This is a genomic window from Frigoribacterium faeni (genome assembly GCF_007988805.1).
GTDB classification, from domain to species: domain Bacteria; phylum Actinomycetota; class Actinomycetes; order Actinomycetales; family Microbacteriaceae; genus Frigoribacterium; species Frigoribacterium faeni.
This window is the reverse complement of record NZ_BJUV01000004.1, coordinates 94837-112826: the sequence shown is the minus strand read 5'-3', so window position 1 is coordinate 112826 and position 17990 is coordinate 94837. Positions and strand designations below refer to the sequence as shown.

Annotated in this window: 17 protein-coding genes; 13 read left to right on the top strand and 4 right to left on the bottom strand. The window is 68.7% G+C overall.

The window, feature by feature from the left end; all coding sequences use genetic code 11:
* Window positions 1-113: 113 nt before the first annotated feature.
* From leuS to holA, 4 genes are all read left to right on the top strand, one after another.
* Window positions 114-2708, top strand: a complete 2595-nt coding sequence (leuS, locus tag FFA01_RS03280; protein WP_146852963.1) for a leucine--tRNA ligase — start codon at window positions 114-116, stop codon at window positions 2706-2708.
* Window positions 2709-2815: 107 nt separating this feature from the next.
* On the top strand, window positions 2816-3508 hold the full coding sequence (locus tag FFA01_RS03275; protein WP_146852961.1) for a ComEA family DNA-binding protein: 693 nt from the start codon (window positions 2816-2818) through the stop codon (window positions 3506-3508).
* On the top strand, window positions 3505-6009 hold the full coding sequence (locus FFA01_RS03270) for a ComEC/Rec2 family competence protein (protein WP_146852959.1): 2505 nt from the start codon (window positions 3505-3507) through the stop codon (window positions 6007-6009). Before FFA01_RS03275 ends, FFA01_RS03270 begins: the two co-directional genes overlap by 4 nt.
* On the top strand, window positions 5919-6953 hold the full coding sequence (holA, locus tag FFA01_RS03265) for a DNA polymerase III subunit delta (RefSeq protein ID WP_146852957.1): 1035 nt from the start codon (window positions 5919-5921) through the stop codon (window positions 6951-6953). The genes FFA01_RS03270 and holA overlap by 91 nt, the downstream gene beginning before the upstream one ends.
* 141 nt (window positions 6954-7094) lie before the next feature.
* On the opposite strand, the gene rpsT is transcribed toward holA, so the two are convergent.
* Window positions 7095-7355 carry a 30S ribosomal protein S20 gene (gene rpsT / locus FFA01_RS03260; RefSeq protein WP_146852955.1) on the bottom strand — a complete coding sequence of 87 codons (261 nt, stop codon included), beginning with the start codon at window positions 7353-7355 and terminating at the stop codon, window positions 7095-7097.
* A gap of 245 nt (window positions 7356-7600) precedes the next feature.
* On the opposite strand from rpsT, the gene FFA01_RS03255 reads away from it, so the two are divergent.
* The 5 genes from FFA01_RS03255 (at window position 7601) to hemW (ending at window position 13303) form a co-directional block, all read left to right on the top strand.
* Window positions 7601-8770 carry a pyridoxal phosphate-dependent aminotransferase gene (locus FFA01_RS03255; protein WP_146852953.1) on the top strand — a complete coding sequence of 390 codons (1170 nt, stop codon included), beginning with the start codon at window positions 7601-7603 and terminating at the stop codon, window positions 8768-8770.
* 86 nt (window positions 8771-8856) lie between these two features.
* Window positions 8857-9177, top strand: a complete 321-nt coding sequence (locus FFA01_RS03250) for a DUF4190 domain-containing protein (protein ID WP_146852951.1) — start codon at window positions 8857-8859, stop codon at window positions 9175-9177.
* A gap of 286 nt (window positions 9178-9463) precedes the next feature.
* Entirely contained in the window at window positions 9464-11314 is a 1851-nt protein-coding gene (gene lepA / locus FFA01_RS03245; RefSeq protein ID WP_146852949.1) for a translation elongation factor 4, read from the top strand.
* Window positions 11315-11318: 4 nt separating this feature from the next.
* On the top strand, window positions 11319-12074 hold the full coding sequence (locus FFA01_RS03240; RefSeq protein ID WP_146852947.1) for a DUF1990 domain-containing protein: 756 nt from the start codon (window positions 11319-11321) through the stop codon (window positions 12072-12074).
* A gap of 2 nt (window positions 12075-12076) precedes the next feature.
* Window positions 12077-13303 (top strand): radical SAM family heme chaperone HemW, encoded by a 1227-nt coding sequence (hemW, locus tag FFA01_RS03235; RefSeq protein WP_146852944.1) that lies wholly within the window; start codon window positions 12077-12079, stop codon window positions 13301-13303.
* Window positions 13304-13636: 333 nt separating this feature from the next.
* Here hemW and FFA01_RS03230 read toward each other — a convergent pair whose 3' ends face one another.
* Complete coding sequence (locus tag FFA01_RS03230) at window positions 13637-14923, bottom strand: tyrosine-type recombinase/integrase (RefSeq protein ID WP_167627271.1); 1287 nt, start codon at window positions 14921-14923, stop codon at window positions 13637-13639.
* A gap of 252 nt (window positions 14924-15175) precedes the next feature.
* On the opposite strand from FFA01_RS03230, the gene FFA01_RS03225 reads away from it, so the two are divergent.
* Complete coding sequence (locus FFA01_RS03225; protein ID WP_146852940.1) at window positions 15176-15760, top strand: GntR family transcriptional regulator; 585 nt, start codon at window positions 15176-15178, stop codon at window positions 15758-15760.
* A gap of 109 nt (window positions 15761-15869) precedes the next feature.
* On the opposite strand, the gene FFA01_RS03220 is transcribed toward FFA01_RS03225, so the two are convergent.
* Entirely contained in the window at window positions 15870-16097 is a 228-nt protein-coding gene (locus FFA01_RS03220; protein ID WP_146852938.1) for an Lsr2 dimerization domain-containing protein, read from the bottom strand.
* Window positions 16098-16141: 44 nt separating this feature from the next.
* Between FFA01_RS03220 and FFA01_RS03215 the strand changes: the two genes are divergently transcribed.
* Both FFA01_RS03215 and FFA01_RS03210 read left to right on the top strand, forming a co-directional pair.
* Complete coding sequence (locus tag FFA01_RS03215) at window positions 16142-16426, top strand: hypothetical protein (RefSeq protein ID WP_146852936.1); 285 nt, start codon at window positions 16142-16144, stop codon at window positions 16424-16426.
* Window positions 16427-16473: 47 nt separating this feature from the next.
* The gene (locus FFA01_RS03210) at window positions 16474-17061 is read left to right on the top strand and encodes an Rv1352/Rv1906c domain-containing protein (RefSeq protein WP_146852934.1); all 588 of its coding nucleotides are present in this window, start codon (window positions 16474-16476) and stop codon (window positions 17059-17061) included.
* A gap of 62 nt (window positions 17062-17123) precedes the next feature.
* Here FFA01_RS03210 and FFA01_RS03205 read toward each other — a convergent pair whose 3' ends face one another.
* Window positions 17124-17432, bottom strand: a complete 309-nt coding sequence (locus FFA01_RS03205; protein WP_146852932.1) for a hypothetical protein — start codon at window positions 17430-17432, stop codon at window positions 17124-17126.
* Between the two features lie 230 nt (window positions 17433-17662).
* On the opposite strand from FFA01_RS03205, the gene FFA01_RS03195 reads away from it, so the two are divergent.
* Complete coding sequence (locus tag FFA01_RS03195) at window positions 17663-17980, top strand: hypothetical protein (RefSeq protein WP_146852928.1); 318 nt, start codon at window positions 17663-17665, stop codon at window positions 17978-17980.
* Window positions 17981-17990: the final 10 nt, after the last annotated feature.

The following is a 17990-nucleotide window of genomic DNA, read 5'->3' as shown; positions in this document are numbered from 1 at the left end:
GTCGGTCATCTACGCTGGGTTGTCGGGTCGCCGTGCCCGCACGTCGACGTGCCCTGCAGCCGGTGCGTCCCTCCCCAGGAATGAATGAGAGTCCCGTGGCACACGAGCACGACATGACAGCGCCCGCCGATCAGACCGGCGACCGGCCGACCCGACCGCACGACGACGAACGCGAGTACGACGTCGCGCGCCTGCAGCGCAAGTGGCAGGCCGTCTGGGAGGAGGCGAAGCCCTTCGCCGTCGACCCCGCCGACAAACGGCCGCGCAAGTACATCCTCGACATGTTCCCCTACCCCTCGGGCGACCTGCACATGGGCCACGCCGAGGGCTACGCGCTCGGTGACGTGATCGCGCGCTACTGGCGCCAGCAGGGCTTCAACGTGCTGCACCCGATCGGCTGGGACAGCTTCGGGCTGCCGGCCGAGAACGCCGCCATCAAGCGGGGCGTCGACCCGCGCGAGTGGACCTACGCCAACATCGAGCAGCAGAAGCAGAGCATGAAGCTCTACGCGCCCTCGTTCGACTGGGATCGCGTGCTGCACACGAGCGACCCCGAGTACTACAAGTGGAACCAGTGGCTGTTCCTCGCCATGTACGAGAAGGGCCTCGCCTATCGGAAGGACAGCTGGGTCAACTGGGACCCGGTCGACCAGACCGTCCTCGCCAACGAGCAGGTCCTGGCCGACGGCACGAGCGAGCGCTCGGGCGCCGTCGTCGTCAAGAAGAAGCTGACGCAGTGGTACTTCAAGATCACCGACTACGCCGACCGCCTGCTCGACGACCTCAACCAGCTCGAGGGCCGGTGGCCGACCAAGGTGCTCAACATGCAGCGCAACTGGATCGGCCGGTCCATCGGCGCCGACGTGCACTTCACGATCGAGGGGCGTGACGAGAAGGTCACGGTCTTCACCACCCGCCCCGACACGCTCTACGGGGCGACGTTCATGGTGGTCGCCCCCGACTCCGACCTCGCCGCCGAGCTCGTGGCCGAGGCCACCGACGACGTCCGCGAGCGCTTCGCCGAGTACCTGACCCAGGTGCAGAAGGCGACCGAGATCGAGCGTCAGTCGAGCGATCGGCCGAAGACCGGCGTGCCGCTCGGCCGCGTCGCCGTCAACCCGCTGACCGGCGACCCCATGCCGGTCTGGGCCGCCGACTACGTGCTCGCCGACTACGGCCACGGCGCGGTCATGGCCGTCCCGGCCCACGATCAGCGCGACCTCGACTTCGCCCGCGCCTACGACCTCCCCGTGCGGGTGGTCGTCGACACGAACGCGGCCGTGACCGGCGTCATCCCCAAGCTCGAGCTCGACGAGGACGGCCAGGCGATCCTGCCCGACGACCTGCCCGAGCTGAACCCCCTCGCGACCGGCGTCGCGCTGACCGGCGAGGGCCGCCTGATGAACTCCGGTCCGCTGACCGGTCTGAGCAAGTCGAACGCGATCAAGCGCGTCATCGAGCTGCTCGAGGCCTCGGGTGACGGCAAGGCCGCCAAGACCTACCGTCTGCGCGACTGGCTCATCTCGCGCCAGCGCTTCTGGGGCACTCCCATCCCGATCGTGCACGGCGCCGACGGAGCCGAGGTGCCGGTCCCGCTCGACCAGCTGCCGGTGCTGCTGCCGCCCACCGAGGGTCTCGACCTCAAGCCGAAGGGCAGCTCGCCGCTCGGCGCCGCCGCCGACTGGGTCAACGTGCCCGACCCGCGCGACGGCTCGCCGGCCCGGCGCGACGCCGACACGATGGACACCTTCGTCGACAGCTCGTGGTACTTCCTGCGGTTCCTCAGCCCGAACGACGCCGACAAGGCGTTCGACCCGGCCGTGGTCAACCGCTGGGCGCCCGTCGACCAGTACGTCGGCGGGGTCGAGCACGCGATCCTGCACCTGCTCTACGCGCGCTTCATCACGAAGGTGCTCTTCGACCTCGGCCACCTCGACTTCACCGAGCCGTTCAGCGCGCTGCTGAACCAGGGCATGGTGCTGCAGGACGGCGCGAAGATGAGCAAGAGCAAGGGGAACCTCGTCACGCTCTCCGAGGAGATCGAGAAGCACGGCGTCGACGCGATCCGCCTCACCATGGCGTTCGCCGGCCCGCCGGAGGACGACATCGACTGGGCCGACGTCTCGGCCGCGGGCTCGGCGAAGTTCCTCGCACGGGCGTTCCGCCTGTCGGGCGAGGTCTCGAGCTCGCCCGACGTGGTCTGGGCCGACGGCGACCAGGCCCTCCGGCGGGTCACGCACCGGTTCCTGGCCGAGGCCCCCGGGCTGACCGAGGCGTTCAAGTTCAACGTGGTCGTCGCCCGTCTGATGGAGCTCGTCAACGCGATCCGCAAGGTCGTCGACAGCGGCGCCGGTGCGGGCGACCCCGCCGTGCGCGAGGCGGTCGAGACCGTCGCCCTCGGACTGTCGCTCTTCGCGCCGTACACCGCGTCCGAGATGTGGGAGAAGCTGGGCTACGAGGGCGTCTCCGTGGCGACCCACGGCTGGCGCAAGGCCGATTCGACCCTGCTGGTCGAGACGAGCGTCACCGCGGTCGTCCAGGTCAACGGCAAGGTGCGCGACCGGCTCGAGGTGTCGCCGAAGATCTCGTCCGACGAGCTCGAGGCGCTGGCCCGGGCATCGGCCGCCGTGCAGCGCTCGATCGGCGACAAGGAGATAGTCAACGTGATCGTGCGCGCCCCGCGTCTGGTGAACATCGCCGTGAAGTAGCCCGCCCGAGGGGGATGAGTCCTCCCCGGATCACCGCGGCCGTCCTGGATCCCCAGGGCGGCCGCGGTCGTTCCGGCGGGTCGGTGGGCGGCTCGTAGCGTGCCTCCATGACCGTCGCCTTCCGCTCCGCTCCCGATCCGTCGCGCGGTCCGCGCTGGCGGACGGGTGCGGGGGCCGCCGTCGTCCTCGTGCTCGCCGCTCTCGCCGTGACCATCGCGGTCTCGGCGCTGTCGACGGCGCAGGGTGCGGGGTCGACCACGGTCACGTCGGCGCCGTCTGCGGACGCGTCGTCGTGGGCGGCCACGTCCGAGCCGTCGTCGGTGGGCGGCGTGCTGTTCGTCCACGTCCACGGCGCGGTCGTCTCGCCCGGGCTCTACGAGCTGGCCGCGGGGGCCCGGGTGGTCGACGTGATCGCCGCGGCCGGCGGGTTCGGCGACGAGGCCGATCCTGCCGGGGTCAACCTCGCGCGGCCCCTCGTCGACGGCGAGCAGCTGAAGGTGCCGGCGGTGGGCGAGGTCGTCGCGGACTCCGGGGCGGACGGCGGGGGCGCGGTCGGCGGAGGTGCGGTCGACGGAGACGGAGGTGCCGCCGGTGGGGGCGGTGCCGGGTCGCTGGTGAACCTCAACACGGCCGACGACGCCGCGTTGCAGACCCTGCCCGGTGTGGGGCCGGCGACGGCTGGCGCCATCCTCGACTGGCGCCAGCAGAACGGGACCTTCCGCTCGGTCGACGACCTGCTCGGGGTGTCCGGCATCGGCGAGAAGACGCTCGAGAAGCTGCGTCCGCAGGTGACGGTGTGAACGACGGGCCCGCCCCGCTCGACCTGCGCTGGGCCCTTCCGGTCGGGGTCGGCTGGCTCGGCCTCGTGCTGGCGCTGCCCCAGCCGCCGCTCGTCGGGCCGACCGCGGCCGCTCTGGCGGCCCTCTCGCTCGCATCGCTCGTGGTCGAGCTCATCGGCCGCCGCTCGCCCGGTCGATCGACCCGCGGCCGGTCCGCCGTCTCGGGGCTGGCCCCGGTCGTGGCGCTGGTGACCGGGCTGACGGGGCTCCTGCTGGGCGGGGCGGCCCTGCGCCACGACGTGCGCTATCCGCCCGACCTCGTGGCGTCCGTCGCGCACACCGTCGAGATCGAGGCCGTGGCGGGGGAGCGCATCACCGCCGACTCGTCGGCGGCGGCCGTCGAGGCGCGGACGGTGCGCAGCGGTCAGCGGGTCTGGCAGGGCGCCGCGTCGATGCTCGTCCTGGGTCCGCGGGTCGATCAGCCGGTCGGCGTGGGGCAGGCGATCACGTTCCGAGCCACCGTCCTGCCCGTCGAGCCCGGGGGAGACGCGGCGTTCGTCGTCGCGGCCCGGGGCGTCCTGCGAGCGGGTGCCCCGGCAGCGGGTCTCGCCGGGCGCACCGAGGCGATGCGCGCCTCCTTCCGGGATGTCGCCGAAGGGCTGCCGGGCGACGGCGGCGCCCTGCTGCCGGGCCTGACGATCGGCGACACGTCGGCAGTGCCCGACGACCTGCGCGACGCGATGCGCACCTCCTCGCTCTCGCACCTCACCGCGGTGTCGGGCTCGAACTGCGCCGTCCTGGTGGCCCTGACGATGATGATCGGCGGAGTGCTGCGGCTCCGCCGGGTCGTGCGGGTCGTCGCGGCGTCCGGGGTCCTCGCGGCGTTCCTCGTGCTCGTCACCCCCGACGCCAGCATCGTGCGCGCGACGATCATGGCGTTGCTCGTGCTGGGGCATCTCGCCGGCTCGCGACCGGTGTCCGGGCTGCCCGTCGTGGCGGTCGCCGTCAGCGTGATGCTCATCGCCGATCCCTGGATCTCCCGCGACGTCGGGTTCGCGCTCTCCGTGCTCGCGACCGCCGGCCTCGTCGTGCTCGCCGCGCCCGTCGCCCGGCTCCTGGCGCGTGTGCTCCCCGAACCCCTCGCCCTGATCCTCGCGGTGCCGATCGCGGCGCAGCTCGCCTGCGGGCCCGTCCTGCTGCTGCTCGACCCGGGGCTGCCCGTGCACGGCGTGGTCGCGAACGTGCTCGCCGAGCCCGCCGCGCCCCTGGCCACCGTGCTCGGGCTCGTGGTGTGCGCCACCGCCGGGTGGGCGCCGGGTCCGGCGGCGTTCGTCGCGGGCATCGCGTGGGGCCCGGCGTCGTGGGTGGCCGCCGTGGCCCGGTCGGTCTCGACGTGGCCCGCGGCTCGTCTCGAGTGGGGGCGGAGCGCGGCGGCGGTCGGGCTCCTCGTGCTCCTGACGGCGCTGATCGTCGTCCTCGTGCTGGCGGCCCGGGGAGGGCGCGTCCGGCGGGCCGCGGCCGTGTCGCTCGTCGCCGTCGTCGTGCTCTCCGCCGGGGCGGTGGCGGGCACCCGCCTGGGGGCCCGCGTCGGCGTTCCCCGGGACTGGACGATCGCCCAGTGCGACGTGGGGCAGGGAGACGCCGTGCTGGTCCGCAGCGGAGACGACGTGGCCCTGATCGACGTGGGCGACGACGTCGACGCGCTCCGAGACTGTCTGGAGCTGTTCGGGGTGGGGGAGGTGCACCTCCTCGTCCTGACCCACTTCGACTCCGACCACGTGGGGGCCGTGAGCGTCGTGGAGGGTCGCACCGAGGTGGTCCTCGTCGGGCCGCCGGGACGCGACCGCGACCGGGCTGTGATCGACGGTCTGCAGACCGCGGGGGCGTCGGTGGTCGACGCACGGGCAGGCACGTCGGGGGGACTCGGCGAGCTGTCGTGGGAGGTCCTCTGGCCTCCGGGCGAGGGTTTGGCTCCCGCGGCCGGCAACGACGCCAGCCTCGTCCTGCGCTTCTCTCCGGGGGCGTCGTGCCGAGAGGGGTGTCTCGACCTGCTCGCGCTCGGCGACCTGGGCGAGACCGCGCAGCGACGGTTCCGGGGCGCGGTCTCCGGGGCGCTGACCGGGGTCGACGTCGTCAAGGTGGCCCATCACGGCTCCGCCGATCAGGACGCCGCGCTCTACCGCGAGATCGGGGCGGGCGTGGCCCTGATCGGAGTGGGGGCCGGGAACACCTACGGGCACCCGAGCCGGAGTCTGCTCGACGTGCTCGGCGAGACGGGGGCGGCCGTCACCCGGACGGACCTCGACGGTGCGGCGGCGGTCGTCGTCGGCGAGTCCAGGATGCGGCTCTGGCGTCAGCGGGACACGGCACCCGACGCCTCGTCTACGCTGGTCGCGGCGCCCGTTCCGCATCCGGTCGCCGGAGGAGGATCGTGGCCGCACGGGCGACCGGGAGACCGGCGAAGAAGACCGGCGTCGTCATCGACCAGGTCGGGTGGGAGCAGATCCGGCCCGCCGCCGTGATCCTCGTCAGCGGGCCCGAGCAGTTCCTCGCCGACCGCGCCGTCCGGCAGCTCCGCGACCAGCTGGTGGCCGAGGACCCCAGCCTCGAGGTCAACGACCTCGAGGCCGACCACTACCAGCCGGGCGAGCTCATCACGCTCGCCAGCCCGTCGCTCTTCGCCGAGCCGCGGCTGATCCGCGTGGCCAACGTCGAGAAGTGCACCGACGCCTTCCTGACCGAGACCCTCCGCTACCTGGAGTCGCCCGCCGACGACACCTATCTGGTGCTCCGGCACGGCGGGGGAGTGCGGGGCAAGAAGCTGCTCGACACGGTGCGCTCCGGAGCGGGCGGGGGGCTCGAGGTCGTCTGCGCCGAACTCAAGAAGGACACCGAGAAGCTCGACTTCGCGGCGGCCGAGTTCGCGAGCGAACGTCGCCGGATCACCTCCGGTGCCCTGCGCGCCCTCGTGACCGCCTTCAACGACGACCTCGCCGAGCTGGCGAGCGCGTGCCAGCAGCTCATCTCCGACGCGGCCGAGGAGATCACCGAGGCCACCGTCGAGAAGTACTACGCGGGTCGCGTCGAGACCAACGCGTTCAAGGTCGCCGACGCCGCCGTGGCGGGGAGGCAGGGCGAGGCCCTGGTGCTGCTGCGCCACGCGCTCGCGTCCGGAGCGGACCCCGTGCCGGTGGTGGCCGCGTTCGCGATGAAGATCCGCGGCATGGCGAAGGTGCAGGGCGCCTACGGCCCCTCCGGTCAGCTCGCCTCGCGCTTCGGCATGGCTCCGTGGCAGGTCGAGAGGGCCCAGCGCGAGGTCCGGGGCTGGAGCGAGGAGGGGCTGGGGCGGTGCATCGAGGTGGTCGCCGCCACCGACGCCGCGGTCAAGGGAGCGGAGCGCGACGCGGTGTACGCGCTCGAGCGCATGGTGACGACCGTGTCCTTGCGCGGCTCGGACCCGCGCTGACACCGGCCCGCTCTCGGGTGGCGGGGTCGTTCCCGCCCGGGCTGCGGCGCGCCTCCTGATGTCCTGCGGTTCCACCGTCGCTCCGAGGGGACGACGAAGGCCCCGTCTCGATCGAGACGGGGCCTTCGTACGGGGGCGGGCTCAGAGGGCGCCGACCTGCTTCGCGATCGACGACTTGCGGTTCGCGGCCTGGTTCTGGTGGATGACGCCCTTGCTGGCGGCCTTGTCGAGCTTCTTCGACGCGAGGAGGAGAGCCGAGGTGGCCTTGTCCTTGTCGCCGGCGGTGATCGCCTCGCGCGTGGCGCGGATGGCGGTCTTCAGCTCGCTCTTGACGGCGCGGTTGCGGTCCTGAGCCTTCTTGTTGGTTCCGATGCGCTTGATCTGCGACTTGATGTTTGCCACGTGAACTACTTTCTGGATTCTGTGTCTCGGACGGATGTGCGCCAGCCGAGCGTTCGAGCGACGTGCGTCGATCGACCCGGTGCTGCCGCCGGTGATGGCCACCGGAGCGGCTCTCGGCTGCGTTCGCGTTCCGCCACTGCTAGACGTAACGCGCAAGCCAACAGGCAACGTTACCAGCAGGTCGCGCGACTCTCAACGAGCGGCGGCTGGTCGGCGCGTCGCGTCGCCCGTAGTACCGTGCCATCATGCCGCAGCTCGCCCCGCACATGACCACTGTGCCCGCCTCGGGAATCCGCCGCGTCTTCGAGATCGCCGCGAAGCTCGACGACGTCGACATGCTCGTCGTCGGCGAGCCGGACGTCCCCGTGGCCCGGCACATCAGCGATGCGGCGCGTCGGGCGTGGGCGGACGACCTCACCAACTACACCCCGAACGGCGGCATCGCTCCGCTGCGTGAGGCTCTCGTCGCCAAGCTGGCCCGGGAGAACGACGTCCACGTCGACGTCGAGCAGGTCTGGGTCACCGTCGGCGGGACGCAGGCCCTCCACCAGACCATGGGGCTGCTGCTGGCCGCGGGCGACGAGATCCTGGTGCCCGATCCCGGCTACACGACGTTCACCATGAACGCCCACATGCTCGATGCCGTGCCGGTGCCCTACACGCTGGCCCCGGCGGCCCGGTTCGTCCCCGACCTGGCGGAGCTCGAGAACCTCGTCGGCGAGCGCACCCGCGCCATCATCGTCAACTCGCCCTCCAACCCGCTCGGCGTGGTCTACGACGAGGAGACTCTCCGGGGTCTGCTCGACTTCGCCCGTCGCCACGACCTCTGGGTGATCAGCGACGAGGTCTACGAGTACTTCACCTACGGCCCGGCGCACGTCAGCCTCGCGTCGCTCGACGACGACGACCGCGTGTTCAGCGTCTTCTCCCTCAGCAAGACCTACGCCATGACCGGGGTGCGGGTGGGCTACCTCGTCACGCCGCGCGGGCTCGCCGACACGATGCGCACCGTCCAGGAGGCCGCCATCAGCTGCGTGGCCGAGCCCGACCAGCATGCGGCCCTCGCCGCGATCCTGGGCGACCACCAGCCGGTGGCCGACGCACGCGACCACTACCGTCGCAACCTCGAGCTCGCGACGTCGCTGCTCGACCGGCGGGGCATCCGCTACCTCGAGCCGACCGGCGCCTTCTACCTCTGGATCGACGTCGGCTACGCGACGGGTGGGGACGTCGCCGCCTGGGCCGAGGGGTTCCTGCTGTCCGAGCGCGTCGCCGTGGCACCGGGCAGCGCCTTCGGTCGGAGCGGCGAGGGGTGGATCCGCGTCTGTCTGGCGTCGTCGCCCGAGGTCATCACCCGCGGGCTGTCGAAGCTCCCCGCCCCCGCGACGATGGACGCGACCGCACCCGCCGTCTGATCGGCCCGGCGGAGCGGTCCGCCCCCGCCGGGATCGGGGGGACAACCCCCTGTCACCGCCGACGAGGCGTTCCTAGGCTCGAGGACATGTCCAACGTCAACGACAACGTCCACACCACCTCGTCCTACCGCCCGGTCGAGACGGGCATCCGATCGCCCCTCGCCGTCTGGAGCCTCGTGCTCGGGCTCTCGTCCATCGCCTTCGGCTTCACCCTCTTCGTCCCCATCGCCGGAATCGTGCTCGGCGTGCTCTCCCGTCGCCGTGAGCCCGAGGGTCGGACGATGGCCCTCGTCGGTCTGATCTCATCCGCCGTGATGCTGCTCGGCTCCGTCGTCGCCCTCGCGATCGGACTGGCGGTCGTCGTGCCCGCCGGCGTGCTCGGCCTGCTCCACGGCCTCGCCGGCTGACCGCATCCCGCCCCGGCTGACCGCACCCCGCGCTCCGCACCCCGCGCCCGCCCCCGCCCCCCGCACCCCGCGCCCGCCGCCGCGTCGGCAACTCCTCACCCCTGTCGCGGTGGCGCCGCGGCCCCGCGGTGGTGCGGCCCCGTCGCCCGCAGGGGGCAGGAGTTGCCGACTCCGGCGTCCGCGCTCCCGGGGCCGGAGTCACTCGCAGCGCTCCGCTCGGACCCGACCCGGGGCGCAGCCGTGGGAGAATCGACGGAACCCCCGCCCGTCACCCCCAGAGGATCGTGTGAGCCCCCTAGCATCTCGAGCACTCGAGCCGGCGTCGACGCCGCCCGAGTCCCTCCGCAACTTCTGCATCATCGCGCACATCGACCACGGCAAGTCGACCCTCGCCGACCGCATGCTGGGCATCACCGGCGTCGTCGAGGACCGTGCGATGCGGGCTCAGTACCTCGATCGCATGGACATCGAGCGCGAGCGCGGCATCACGATCAAGAGCCAGGCCGTGCGCATGCCGTGGGAGCGCGACGGGAAGACCTTCGCGCTCAACATGATCGACACCCCCGGCCACGTCGACTTCAGCTACGAGGTCAGCCGCTCGCTCGCCGCGTGCGAGGGCGCCATCCTCCTGGTCGACGCCGCGCAGGGCATCGAGGCGCAGACCCTGGCGAACCTCTACCTGGCGCTCGAGAACGACCTCGAGATCATCCCGGTCCTGAACAAGATCGACCTCCCCGCCGCCGATCCCGAGAAGTACGCGGCCGAGCTGGCCGGTCTCATCGGCGGCGACCCCGACGACGTCCTCCGGGTGAGCGGCAAGACCGGCATGGGCGTCGAGGAGCTCCTCGACCGGGTCGTCGACCGCATCCCCTCGCCCGTCGGCGACTTCGACGCCTCGCCTCGCGCGATGATCTTCGACTCCGTCTACGACAGCTACCGCGGGGTCGTCACCTACATCCGCATGATCGACGGCACCCTGCACCCTCGCGAGAAGGTGCAGATGATGTCGACCAAGTCGACGCACGAGATCCTCGAGATCGGCGTCTCGTCGCCCGAGCCGACGCCCAGCAAGGGGCTCTCCGTCGGTGAGGTCGGATACCTCATCACCGGTGTCAAGGACGTGCGGCTGTCCAAGGTGGGTGACACGGTCACGACGTCGGCGAAGCCCGCCACGGAGGCGCTGGCCGGCTACGTTGAGCCCCTCCCGATGGTCTACTCGGGCCTGTACCCCATCGACGGCAGCGACTACCCCGATCTCCGCGAGGCGCTCGACAAGCTCAAGCTGTCCGACGCCGCGCTGGTCTACGAGCCCGAGACCTCCGTCGCCCTCGGCTTCGGCTTCCGCTGCGGATTCCTCGGCCTGCTGCACCTCGAGATCATCACCGAGCGCCTGGAGCGCGAGTTCGGGCTCGACCTCATCACGACCGCTCCCAGCGTGGTCTACGAGGTCACCACGGACGACAAGAAGACCGTGACGGTCACGAACCCGAGCGAGTTCCCCGGCGGGAAGATCGCCAGCGTGAGCGAGCCCATGGTCAAGGCCGCGATCCTCGCCCCGAAGGACTACGTCGGCGTCATCATGGAGCTCTGCCAGCAGCGTCGCGGCAACCTGCTCGGCATGGAGTACCTCGGCGAGGACCGCGTCGAGATCCGCTACTCGATCCCGCTCGGAGAGATCGTGTTCGACTTCTTCGACAGCCTCAAGTCGAAGACCGCGGGCTACGCGAGCCTCGACTACGAGCCCATCGGCGACCAGGAGGCCGACCTCGTCAAGGTGGACATCCTGCTGCAGGGCGAGACCGTCGACGCGTTCAGCGCCATCGTGCACCGCGACAAGGCGTACGCCTACGGCGTCCTGATGACCGGACGTCTGCGCGAGCTGATCCCTCGCCAGCAGTTCGAGGTGCCGATCCAGGCCGCCATCGGCGCGCGGATCATCGCCCGCGAGAGCATCCGTGCGATGCGGAAGGACGTCCTCGCGAAGTGCTACGGAGGCGACATCTCCCGGAAGCGCAAGCTGCTCGAGAAGCAGAAGGAGGGCAAGAAGCGCATGAAGACCATCGGTCGCGTGGAGGTCCCTCAAGAGGCCTTCATCGCCGCCCTGAGCGGCGACGTCGAGAAGAAGGACAAGAAGTAGACCGATGAGGCGCGCGACGCACACCGAGACCCGCACCACGTACGGCGAGGTGGGGGCCACCCAGGCGCCCGACCTGATGCAGTACCCGCCGAGCGGATTCACCCCCGCCGAGTACCGGACCCGGGTCGGGCACGGCGACGCCCGGTTCGAGGCCGCGTGGACCGCCACGATGACCTGGCAGATCCAGAAGCGCAGCGGCATCGAGGTGCGCGTCGACGACGTCCCCTCCGTGGAGGAGGGCGGGTACACGCCGGTCACCTTCGACGAGAACGGCGCGCCGGTCGATCCCGCCCACTGGACGCGCTCGCCCGACGAGTCCCGTTTCGCCCCCGACGGCACGCCGTTCCTCACCGCGGGCACCACGGCCACGCTGACGATCGAGGCCTACGGGCGTCGGGTCGAGGCGCCCGTCCGCGTCGTGTACGTGATCGACGAGCCCAAGCGCAAGGGATTCGCCTACGGCACCCTCGACGGTCACCCCGAGAGCGGGGAGGAGTCCTGGATCGTCGACCAGACCGACGACGGCTCGGTCTGGCTCTCGATCCGGTCGTTCTCGCGCCCGTCCTCCTTCCGCTGGAAGCTGGTCGAGCCCTTCATGCGCCGCACGCAGGCCCTCTACACGCGCCGCTACCTGCGGGCGCTGAGCCTGAACGAGCCGGGTCCGGAGCCGGAGACCGACCTCGGTGCGGCCGCCGTCACGGCCGCCGAGTCGCCCGAGACGGCGCCCGAGGATCCGACCCTCCGCCGGACGGACGACTGACGGTGCCGAGCACCCTCCCGCTCGGTGATCCGGCTCCCGCGGACGGCGAGCTGCCCTCGTCGGTCGTCGCCGGCGCTGACGACCGCAACTTCGGCGTCTACCTGCACGTGCCGTTCTGCCGGGTCCGATGCGGGTACTGCGACTTCAACACGTACACGGGCGACGAGCTCCGCGGGGCGCGTCGCGACGACTACGCCTCCCAGGCGATCGAGGAGGTGGCTCTCGGCGGCCGGGTGCTGTCGGGCGTCGGGCTGCCCTCGCGCCTCGCATCCACCGTCTTCTTCGGCGGGGGCACCCCGACGATGCTCCCGCACTCCGACCTGACCAGCATGCTGCACGCCGTCCGCGACACCTGGGGCCTCGCCCCCGGCGCGGAGGTGACCACCGAGGCGAACCCCGACTCCGTCGACGCCGAGTACCTCCTCGCCCTGGCCGACGCCGGTTTCACCCGGGTCAGCTTCGGCATGCAGTCCGCCGTGCCGAGCGTGCTCGCCACGCTCGAACGCACTCACGACCCCGCACGCATCCCGCTCGTGGTCGAGTGGGCTCGCGCCGCCGGCCTGGACGTCAGCCTCGACCTCATCTACGGCACCCCCGGTGAGACCCTCGACGACTGGGAGCGATCCCTCGACGCCGCCCTCGCCCAGGAGCCCGACCACCTCTCGGCCTACGCCCTGATCGTCGAGGAGGGCACCAAGCTCGCCCGGCAGATCCGCCGTGGCGAGGTCGCGACCCCCGACGACGACGTGGCCGCCGACATGTACGAGCTGGCGGACGACCGTCTGGCCGCCGCCGGCTACGACTGGTACGAGGTCAGCAACTGGTCGCGCGGCGTCGACCACCGGTCGCGCCACAACCTGGCCTACTGGCAGGGACACGACTGGTGGGGCGTCGGACCGGGCGCGCACAGTCACGTCGGCGGAGTGCGCTGGTGGAACGTCAAGCACCCGGCCGCGTATCAGCAGCGCATGGTCGCGGGCGAGTCTCCCGGGGCCGGGCGCGAGACCCTCGACGACGAGACCCGCCGTGTCGAGCGGGTCCTCCTCGGCGTGCGCATCCGCGAGGGCCTGCCGACCTCCGAGCTCGACGACGACGGCCGTCGTGCCGTGGCCGGGCTCATCGCCGACGGCTGGGTCGAGGGTCGGCCCGCGCTGCAGGGGCGTGTCGTCCTCACGCGCGAGGGCCGGCTGATGGCGGACGCGGTGGTCCGCCGCCTCCTCCCGTCCTAGGTCCCTCTCCTCCGGTCCGGAGCGGGGACGACGAAGGGCGCGTCTCCCCGAGGAGGCGCGCCCAGCGTGACGGGACCGCCGTCAGTTCTTGATGAACTCGAAGCTGAGGGGGTACTTGTAGTACTCGCCCGCTACCTATGTGGGATGTTGTTGGTGTGCGCGAAGCCCGGAAATGCAGGCTTCTGATGTCGGTAGGTAGTGGTCGGTAGAGGTACTGATTGGTACTTTCTGCGGACTCTGTGCGGACTGCGCAGCCTTGCACGGCACTGGCCGAGCTGGGACAGGCTGTGGAAAGACGTGAGCGCGGGACATAGTCGTCGTGCTAGGTGCTAGCTATGCACCGTGCCGTGACTCGAGGATCTGGGCCATGGCCTTGAGCGCGTCTTGCATGGGAGTCATCGAGCGTCTTCCTCGATACCGGCGAGACATGTCGATGCTTGCGTGCCCGACGATGTCCTTGATCACTATTTCGGGTGCCCCAGCTTCGTAGAGCAGGTCGATCGCGGCATGACGAGCGTCGTGCAGGCGCACGTGCGGGACACCAACCTGGTCGAGAAGTCGGTGCCAGTTCTTGCTGTCTATCCCTGGATCGATAGGTCGTCCCTGGGTGTCGCGTCGCCGACGGCCGGTGTCCATCGTCCACAGAAGGCCGTGGGGGTTGTGCTCCTGTTGAGCAGCCTCAATCCTCGCGTCGATCAGAGTTCGAAGTGGTTCTACAAGGGGGATGACGCGCCACCCGGCAGCGGACTTCGGGCGGGTGAGCCATAGTCCACCTGCGAGTTCGCGACGCTCATGACCGGCAGGTGCATCTACGAACCGTTCGGGGCATTCCGCCCCGCGTTGCCAGCCGCAAAATGACTTGCAGCCGTGCACCCAGGTGAGGCGCTGTAGTTGCCAGGAGAGGTCGAGTGTGTCGCTAATTCGGTCAAGCTCGAGACCGAGGAGCTCTCCCTGGCGCGCGCCGGTCAGGAGTGCTGCGGCCCACCGTGAACCGAGCCGTTCCCTGATTGCCTCTTTCAGAATTTGTTGGGCGTCGTAGACGGTCAACGTTGCAAGTCGATTCGCGTCTTTCTTGGGTGGCTTGGTCAGCCGTGCAACGTTTCGGTGCACGTAGCCCTCGCGGTATGCCTGGGTGAGTGAAGCCGAGAGGACGCGATGCGCCTGCAGTGCCGTTGCTCCTGACAGGCCTTTGTCGCGGACGGCGGCGCTAAGAGACCTAACGTCAGCTGCACTGAGCTCGATGAGAGGGACGTCACCTAGCGTTGGGAGAATCTGCCCTTGAATCATGCTCTTGTAGGTCGCAGCGGTTTTTGGCGCAACTTCCATTTTTGCGATGGCCTCGTACCAGTATTGGACCCACTCGCCCGTGCTGCCGCTCGTGTGGAGAGCTGGCATCGGAGGAAGAAGCGGCTGAACTGGGCGGCGTACTTTGCGGGCTTCCTCTGCGAGGGCGGCGTACAGCTTTCGTTGGCATTCGTCGGGGTCTTTAGAACGGACGACTCGGCGACGCCGTTTGCCATACCGATCTGGGTCTGTCTCGATAGACGCCTGCCAATACAGCAGCGGCTGGGTTTCGTCTTTAGGTACACGTCGAACTGTTGCTCTGCTCGTTCTTCTCATTGCAGCAGGCTGGTTCATGAGGCCTTGCACAGGTGCTTTGTTACTTCAGTCGACGAGATGAAGACGCCGAATCTGTCAAGTCTGATCTGTGCGTCACCACATCTGCCCTCTGCAGAGTATTGAGGTTACGCGCGCCAGCCTTTCTGAGGAGATGGTCCTGGCCGACTGTCGCCATCTCTGAGACTATCTAGCGCCCTCGTCACAATCCGGCGCGCTTGACATATCAGACACGAACTCATGTATCGTCAGGACATGCCTATCCCTCCTTCCGACTCATCTACTGGTCCGCGCCGACTTCTACGCGATGTCGTCTTCGACAAGATGCTCGCTGCGATCGTCGACGGCACGCTCGAGCCTGGCGAACGGCTCAACGACGATGAATTGTGCAACTGGCTCGGCGTCTCACGGACACCCGTCCGGGAGGCGATCGCGCAGCTCCACACCTACGGTCTGGTCGAGATCGAGGCGAACCGGTACACTCGCGTCGCCGCCCGGGACGATGTCGTCCACGCTGAGGCCGCCCAGTTCCTCGCCGGGCTGCATTCGCTTGCGAGAGAGTGGGGCACACACAACCTCGATGCTGCAGCACGCAAAAACTTGACGAAGATAGTCGAGACGGCCCGGAAGCAGCTAGTCGCGCATGATCTCGCTGGCCCCGGGACTCTTCTGGATGCGCAGGGTGAGCTGGCGAAAGCGTCTGGCAATGCATTGCTAGCTGGCACCGAAGAGCCGCTGCGGATCCGCGTGAACTTTCTCCGCCCACGAGACGCCGACGCCTACGATTGGGACGCCCTGAGTGCTGCCGCGGATGAGCTAGCAGTCGCCATCATCAGCTAGCACTGGAACGGGAACTGCCTGCCGAGGGTCGGGTGAAAAGCTGGTTCGTGCCTAGGTCCTCATCTTGTTCACCGGATACTTCGCAACCCTGGGTCACTGCCAGGAGAGATCAGGCGGCCCTCTTTTTTCGCTGCTTCGTAGCCAGGCTTTTCGATGTTCGACGCCCAGCGCGAACGTAAGGAGCCAGGACGGCCCTGAGATCGTCCAAGTGGGCGTCCGTCAAATCTAGTTCGTAGGTGGTGGCGTCGAGCTCAAACAAGACCGTGCGGCCCATCCCTCCTGGAATGACTGAGCCGTCGAGGTCGTCGATGAGCTGGGTGATGGTTCGTTGCGACATGCGTCCAGGCTCTCATGTCAGAGGGCGGCCTTACCCTTCGTGTCGTGGCAGTTCAACCCGACAAACGTTCCCGGCAAGCACGACTCGAAGCGGACGGCCACAACCTGACCGAGCGGTACCGGGTGGGCGTCTACACGTTGCAGGCGATGGCGATGTACACGAACCCGCGCGGTTACGAGATCCGCTGCGACCGGCCAGGTTTCCCACGTGGTTACGGCGTCTCCTACGACGCGCACGACGGGTGGGTTGTGTACGACGGTGACCAACGGTTCGCTACACGTATCGGACCGCTGGCATGCCTTGAGTGGTTCGCACGACGACACGGATAGCCATCGTTCACTACCGGAGAAGACACCCCGTTCCCTAAGATCCACCTATGAAGGATCAGGGTGAAGAGAAGCCAGGACGTAGCCGTCCGCGTTGGCTTCAACATGGCAACCGCAAATCAAGCGTATTTCTTGTGGGTGGAAGCCTCGTTGTTGGGGTGTTAGCTGGCGCAGGTGGGGCATTTGCTGTCGTCCCTGCGGCAACAGAGACAAGCGAATACGTCGCTCTTCAAGAGCGTATGGGGCGCACTGCTGACTCAACTAGCGCCAAAATTACCGACCAAAGCAAACAGATCCGTGAACTGGAAGAGGCTGCCGAAGCTGTTAAGGCGCAAGAGATTGCTGCCAAGGAGAAGGAAGCTGAACTTGACGCACGCGACGCCGCATTGGATGCTGCTGAGCAGGTAGTAGCGGACAGCAAGTTTTCAGATGGCATCCATCTCGTCGGCACCAACGTTGCTGCGGGCGTCTACTCTCTTGCGGACAGCTCCGACTGCTACTACGTCTGGAAGACAAGCACTGGTGCAGATGCCGACATCATTGACAACAACATTGTCAATGGCCCTGCAACTGTCACCTTGGTAGATGGTGACATTTTTGAGACACGTGGTTGTGGAGAATGGTCGAAAGCTAGCTAGCCCAAAGGAGTAAGCCCCCGCACTACCCGTAGAAGGTAGTGCGGGGGCGATGCTGTTTCTTGTCAGCTTTCGACGCTGGAGCGGGGCACTGACCCCAGGCCGACCTTTGTCAGCCACTGGTTGACGGCAGGGATAGCCATGACACGGGCCAGGGCCGTACTGACGGCGGCAAGTGTCGCAATAGAGCCGGTCAACCAGACGACGGCCGGTCCTGGCAGCACATCCTGCACGGCTTCGAGAACAGCGGGAGCCACGGCGGATACGCCGGCGAGCAGAAGCGCACCCGAGACGAGGACCTGTGCGCCTGTCCGCAGGGCCCGCTGTGTCTTGAACCAGATTTCCTGTACGCGGATGGTGTCAACGTGTGTCATGAGTTGCTCTCCTTCATGTCGCGTCGGATGTCCTGAACGGCAGCGTGCGGGTAGGACATCGCGAGGATCTCGGCCTGCTTGTTCAGCAGTTCCTGGGTCTTGTCGTCAAGGCCTCTGTCACCGGTACCAAGGGAAGACATTTCCCCTGCCCTGTCGACGACGGCCCCTACAGTTGCGTCATCGGCATCCTGTGTAACGAGCACCGGAGCCACAACTGAGGGAGAAGTCTTATGAACGACAGCTGGATTCTTATCAACGGCGAAAAAATTCGCTCGAACGCCAGGACCATCGTGCAGCTCACGACGGTAATTGCCTATCTCGCGCGCAAGAACATCACGCAGATCCTTGTCATTGAGGGGACGGACCAAGATGGTCGTGACATCCGTCAGATGGTTCTCGTCAACGCGGCAACGCAATTCTCCGCCCACGTCGGCGCGGAGACTGGAGGGGTCTTCATTCCGTCGATGACGCCCAACGTTGCTGAAATCTTCGCGAACATGGCCGCTGAGAACGCCGAAGACGACCAGACTGACTCCAGCAATCAGTAGTCGCTGCACG

Coding starts and splice junctions, on each gene's coding strand:
- FFA01_RS03225 (WP_146852940.1), top strand. CDS start 15,176: ATGCCTATCCCTCCTTCCGACTCATCTACTGGTCCGCGCCGACTTCTA.
- FFA01_RS03275 (WP_146852961.1), top strand. CDS start 2,816: ATGACCGTCGCCTTCCGCTCCGCTCCCGATCCGTCGCGCGGTCCGCGC.
- FFA01_RS03255 (WP_146852953.1), top strand. CDS start 7,601: ATGCCGCAGCTCGCCCCGCACATGACCACTGTGCCCGCCTCGGGAATC.
- FFA01_RS03230 (WP_167627271.1), bottom strand. CDS start 14,923: ATGAGAAGAACGAGCAGAGCAACAGTTCGACGTGTACCTAAAGACGAA.
- FFA01_RS03250 (WP_146852951.1), top strand. CDS start 8,857: ATGTCCAACGTCAACGACAACGTCCACACCACCTCGTCCTACCGCCCG.
- FFA01_RS03195 (WP_146852928.1), top strand. CDS start 17,663: ATGAACGACAGCTGGATTCTTATCAACGGCGAAAAAATTCGCTCGAAC.
- FFA01_RS03210 (WP_146852934.1), top strand. CDS start 16,474: ATGAAGGATCAGGGTGAAGAGAAGCCAGGACGTAGCCGTCCGCGTTGG.
- FFA01_RS03240 (WP_146852947.1), top strand. CDS start 11,319: ATGAGGCGCGCGACGCACACCGAGACCCGCACCACGTACGGCGAGGTG.
- FFA01_RS03205 (WP_146852932.1), bottom strand. CDS start 17,432: ATGACACACGTTGACACCATCCGCGTACAGGAAATCTGGTTCAAGACA.
- FFA01_RS03220 (WP_146852938.1), bottom strand. CDS start 16,097: ATGTCGCAACGAACCATCACCCAGCTCATCGACGACCTCGACGGCTCA.
- leuS (WP_146852963.1), top strand. CDS start 114: ATGACAGCGCCCGCCGATCAGACCGGCGACCGGCCGACCCGACCGCAC.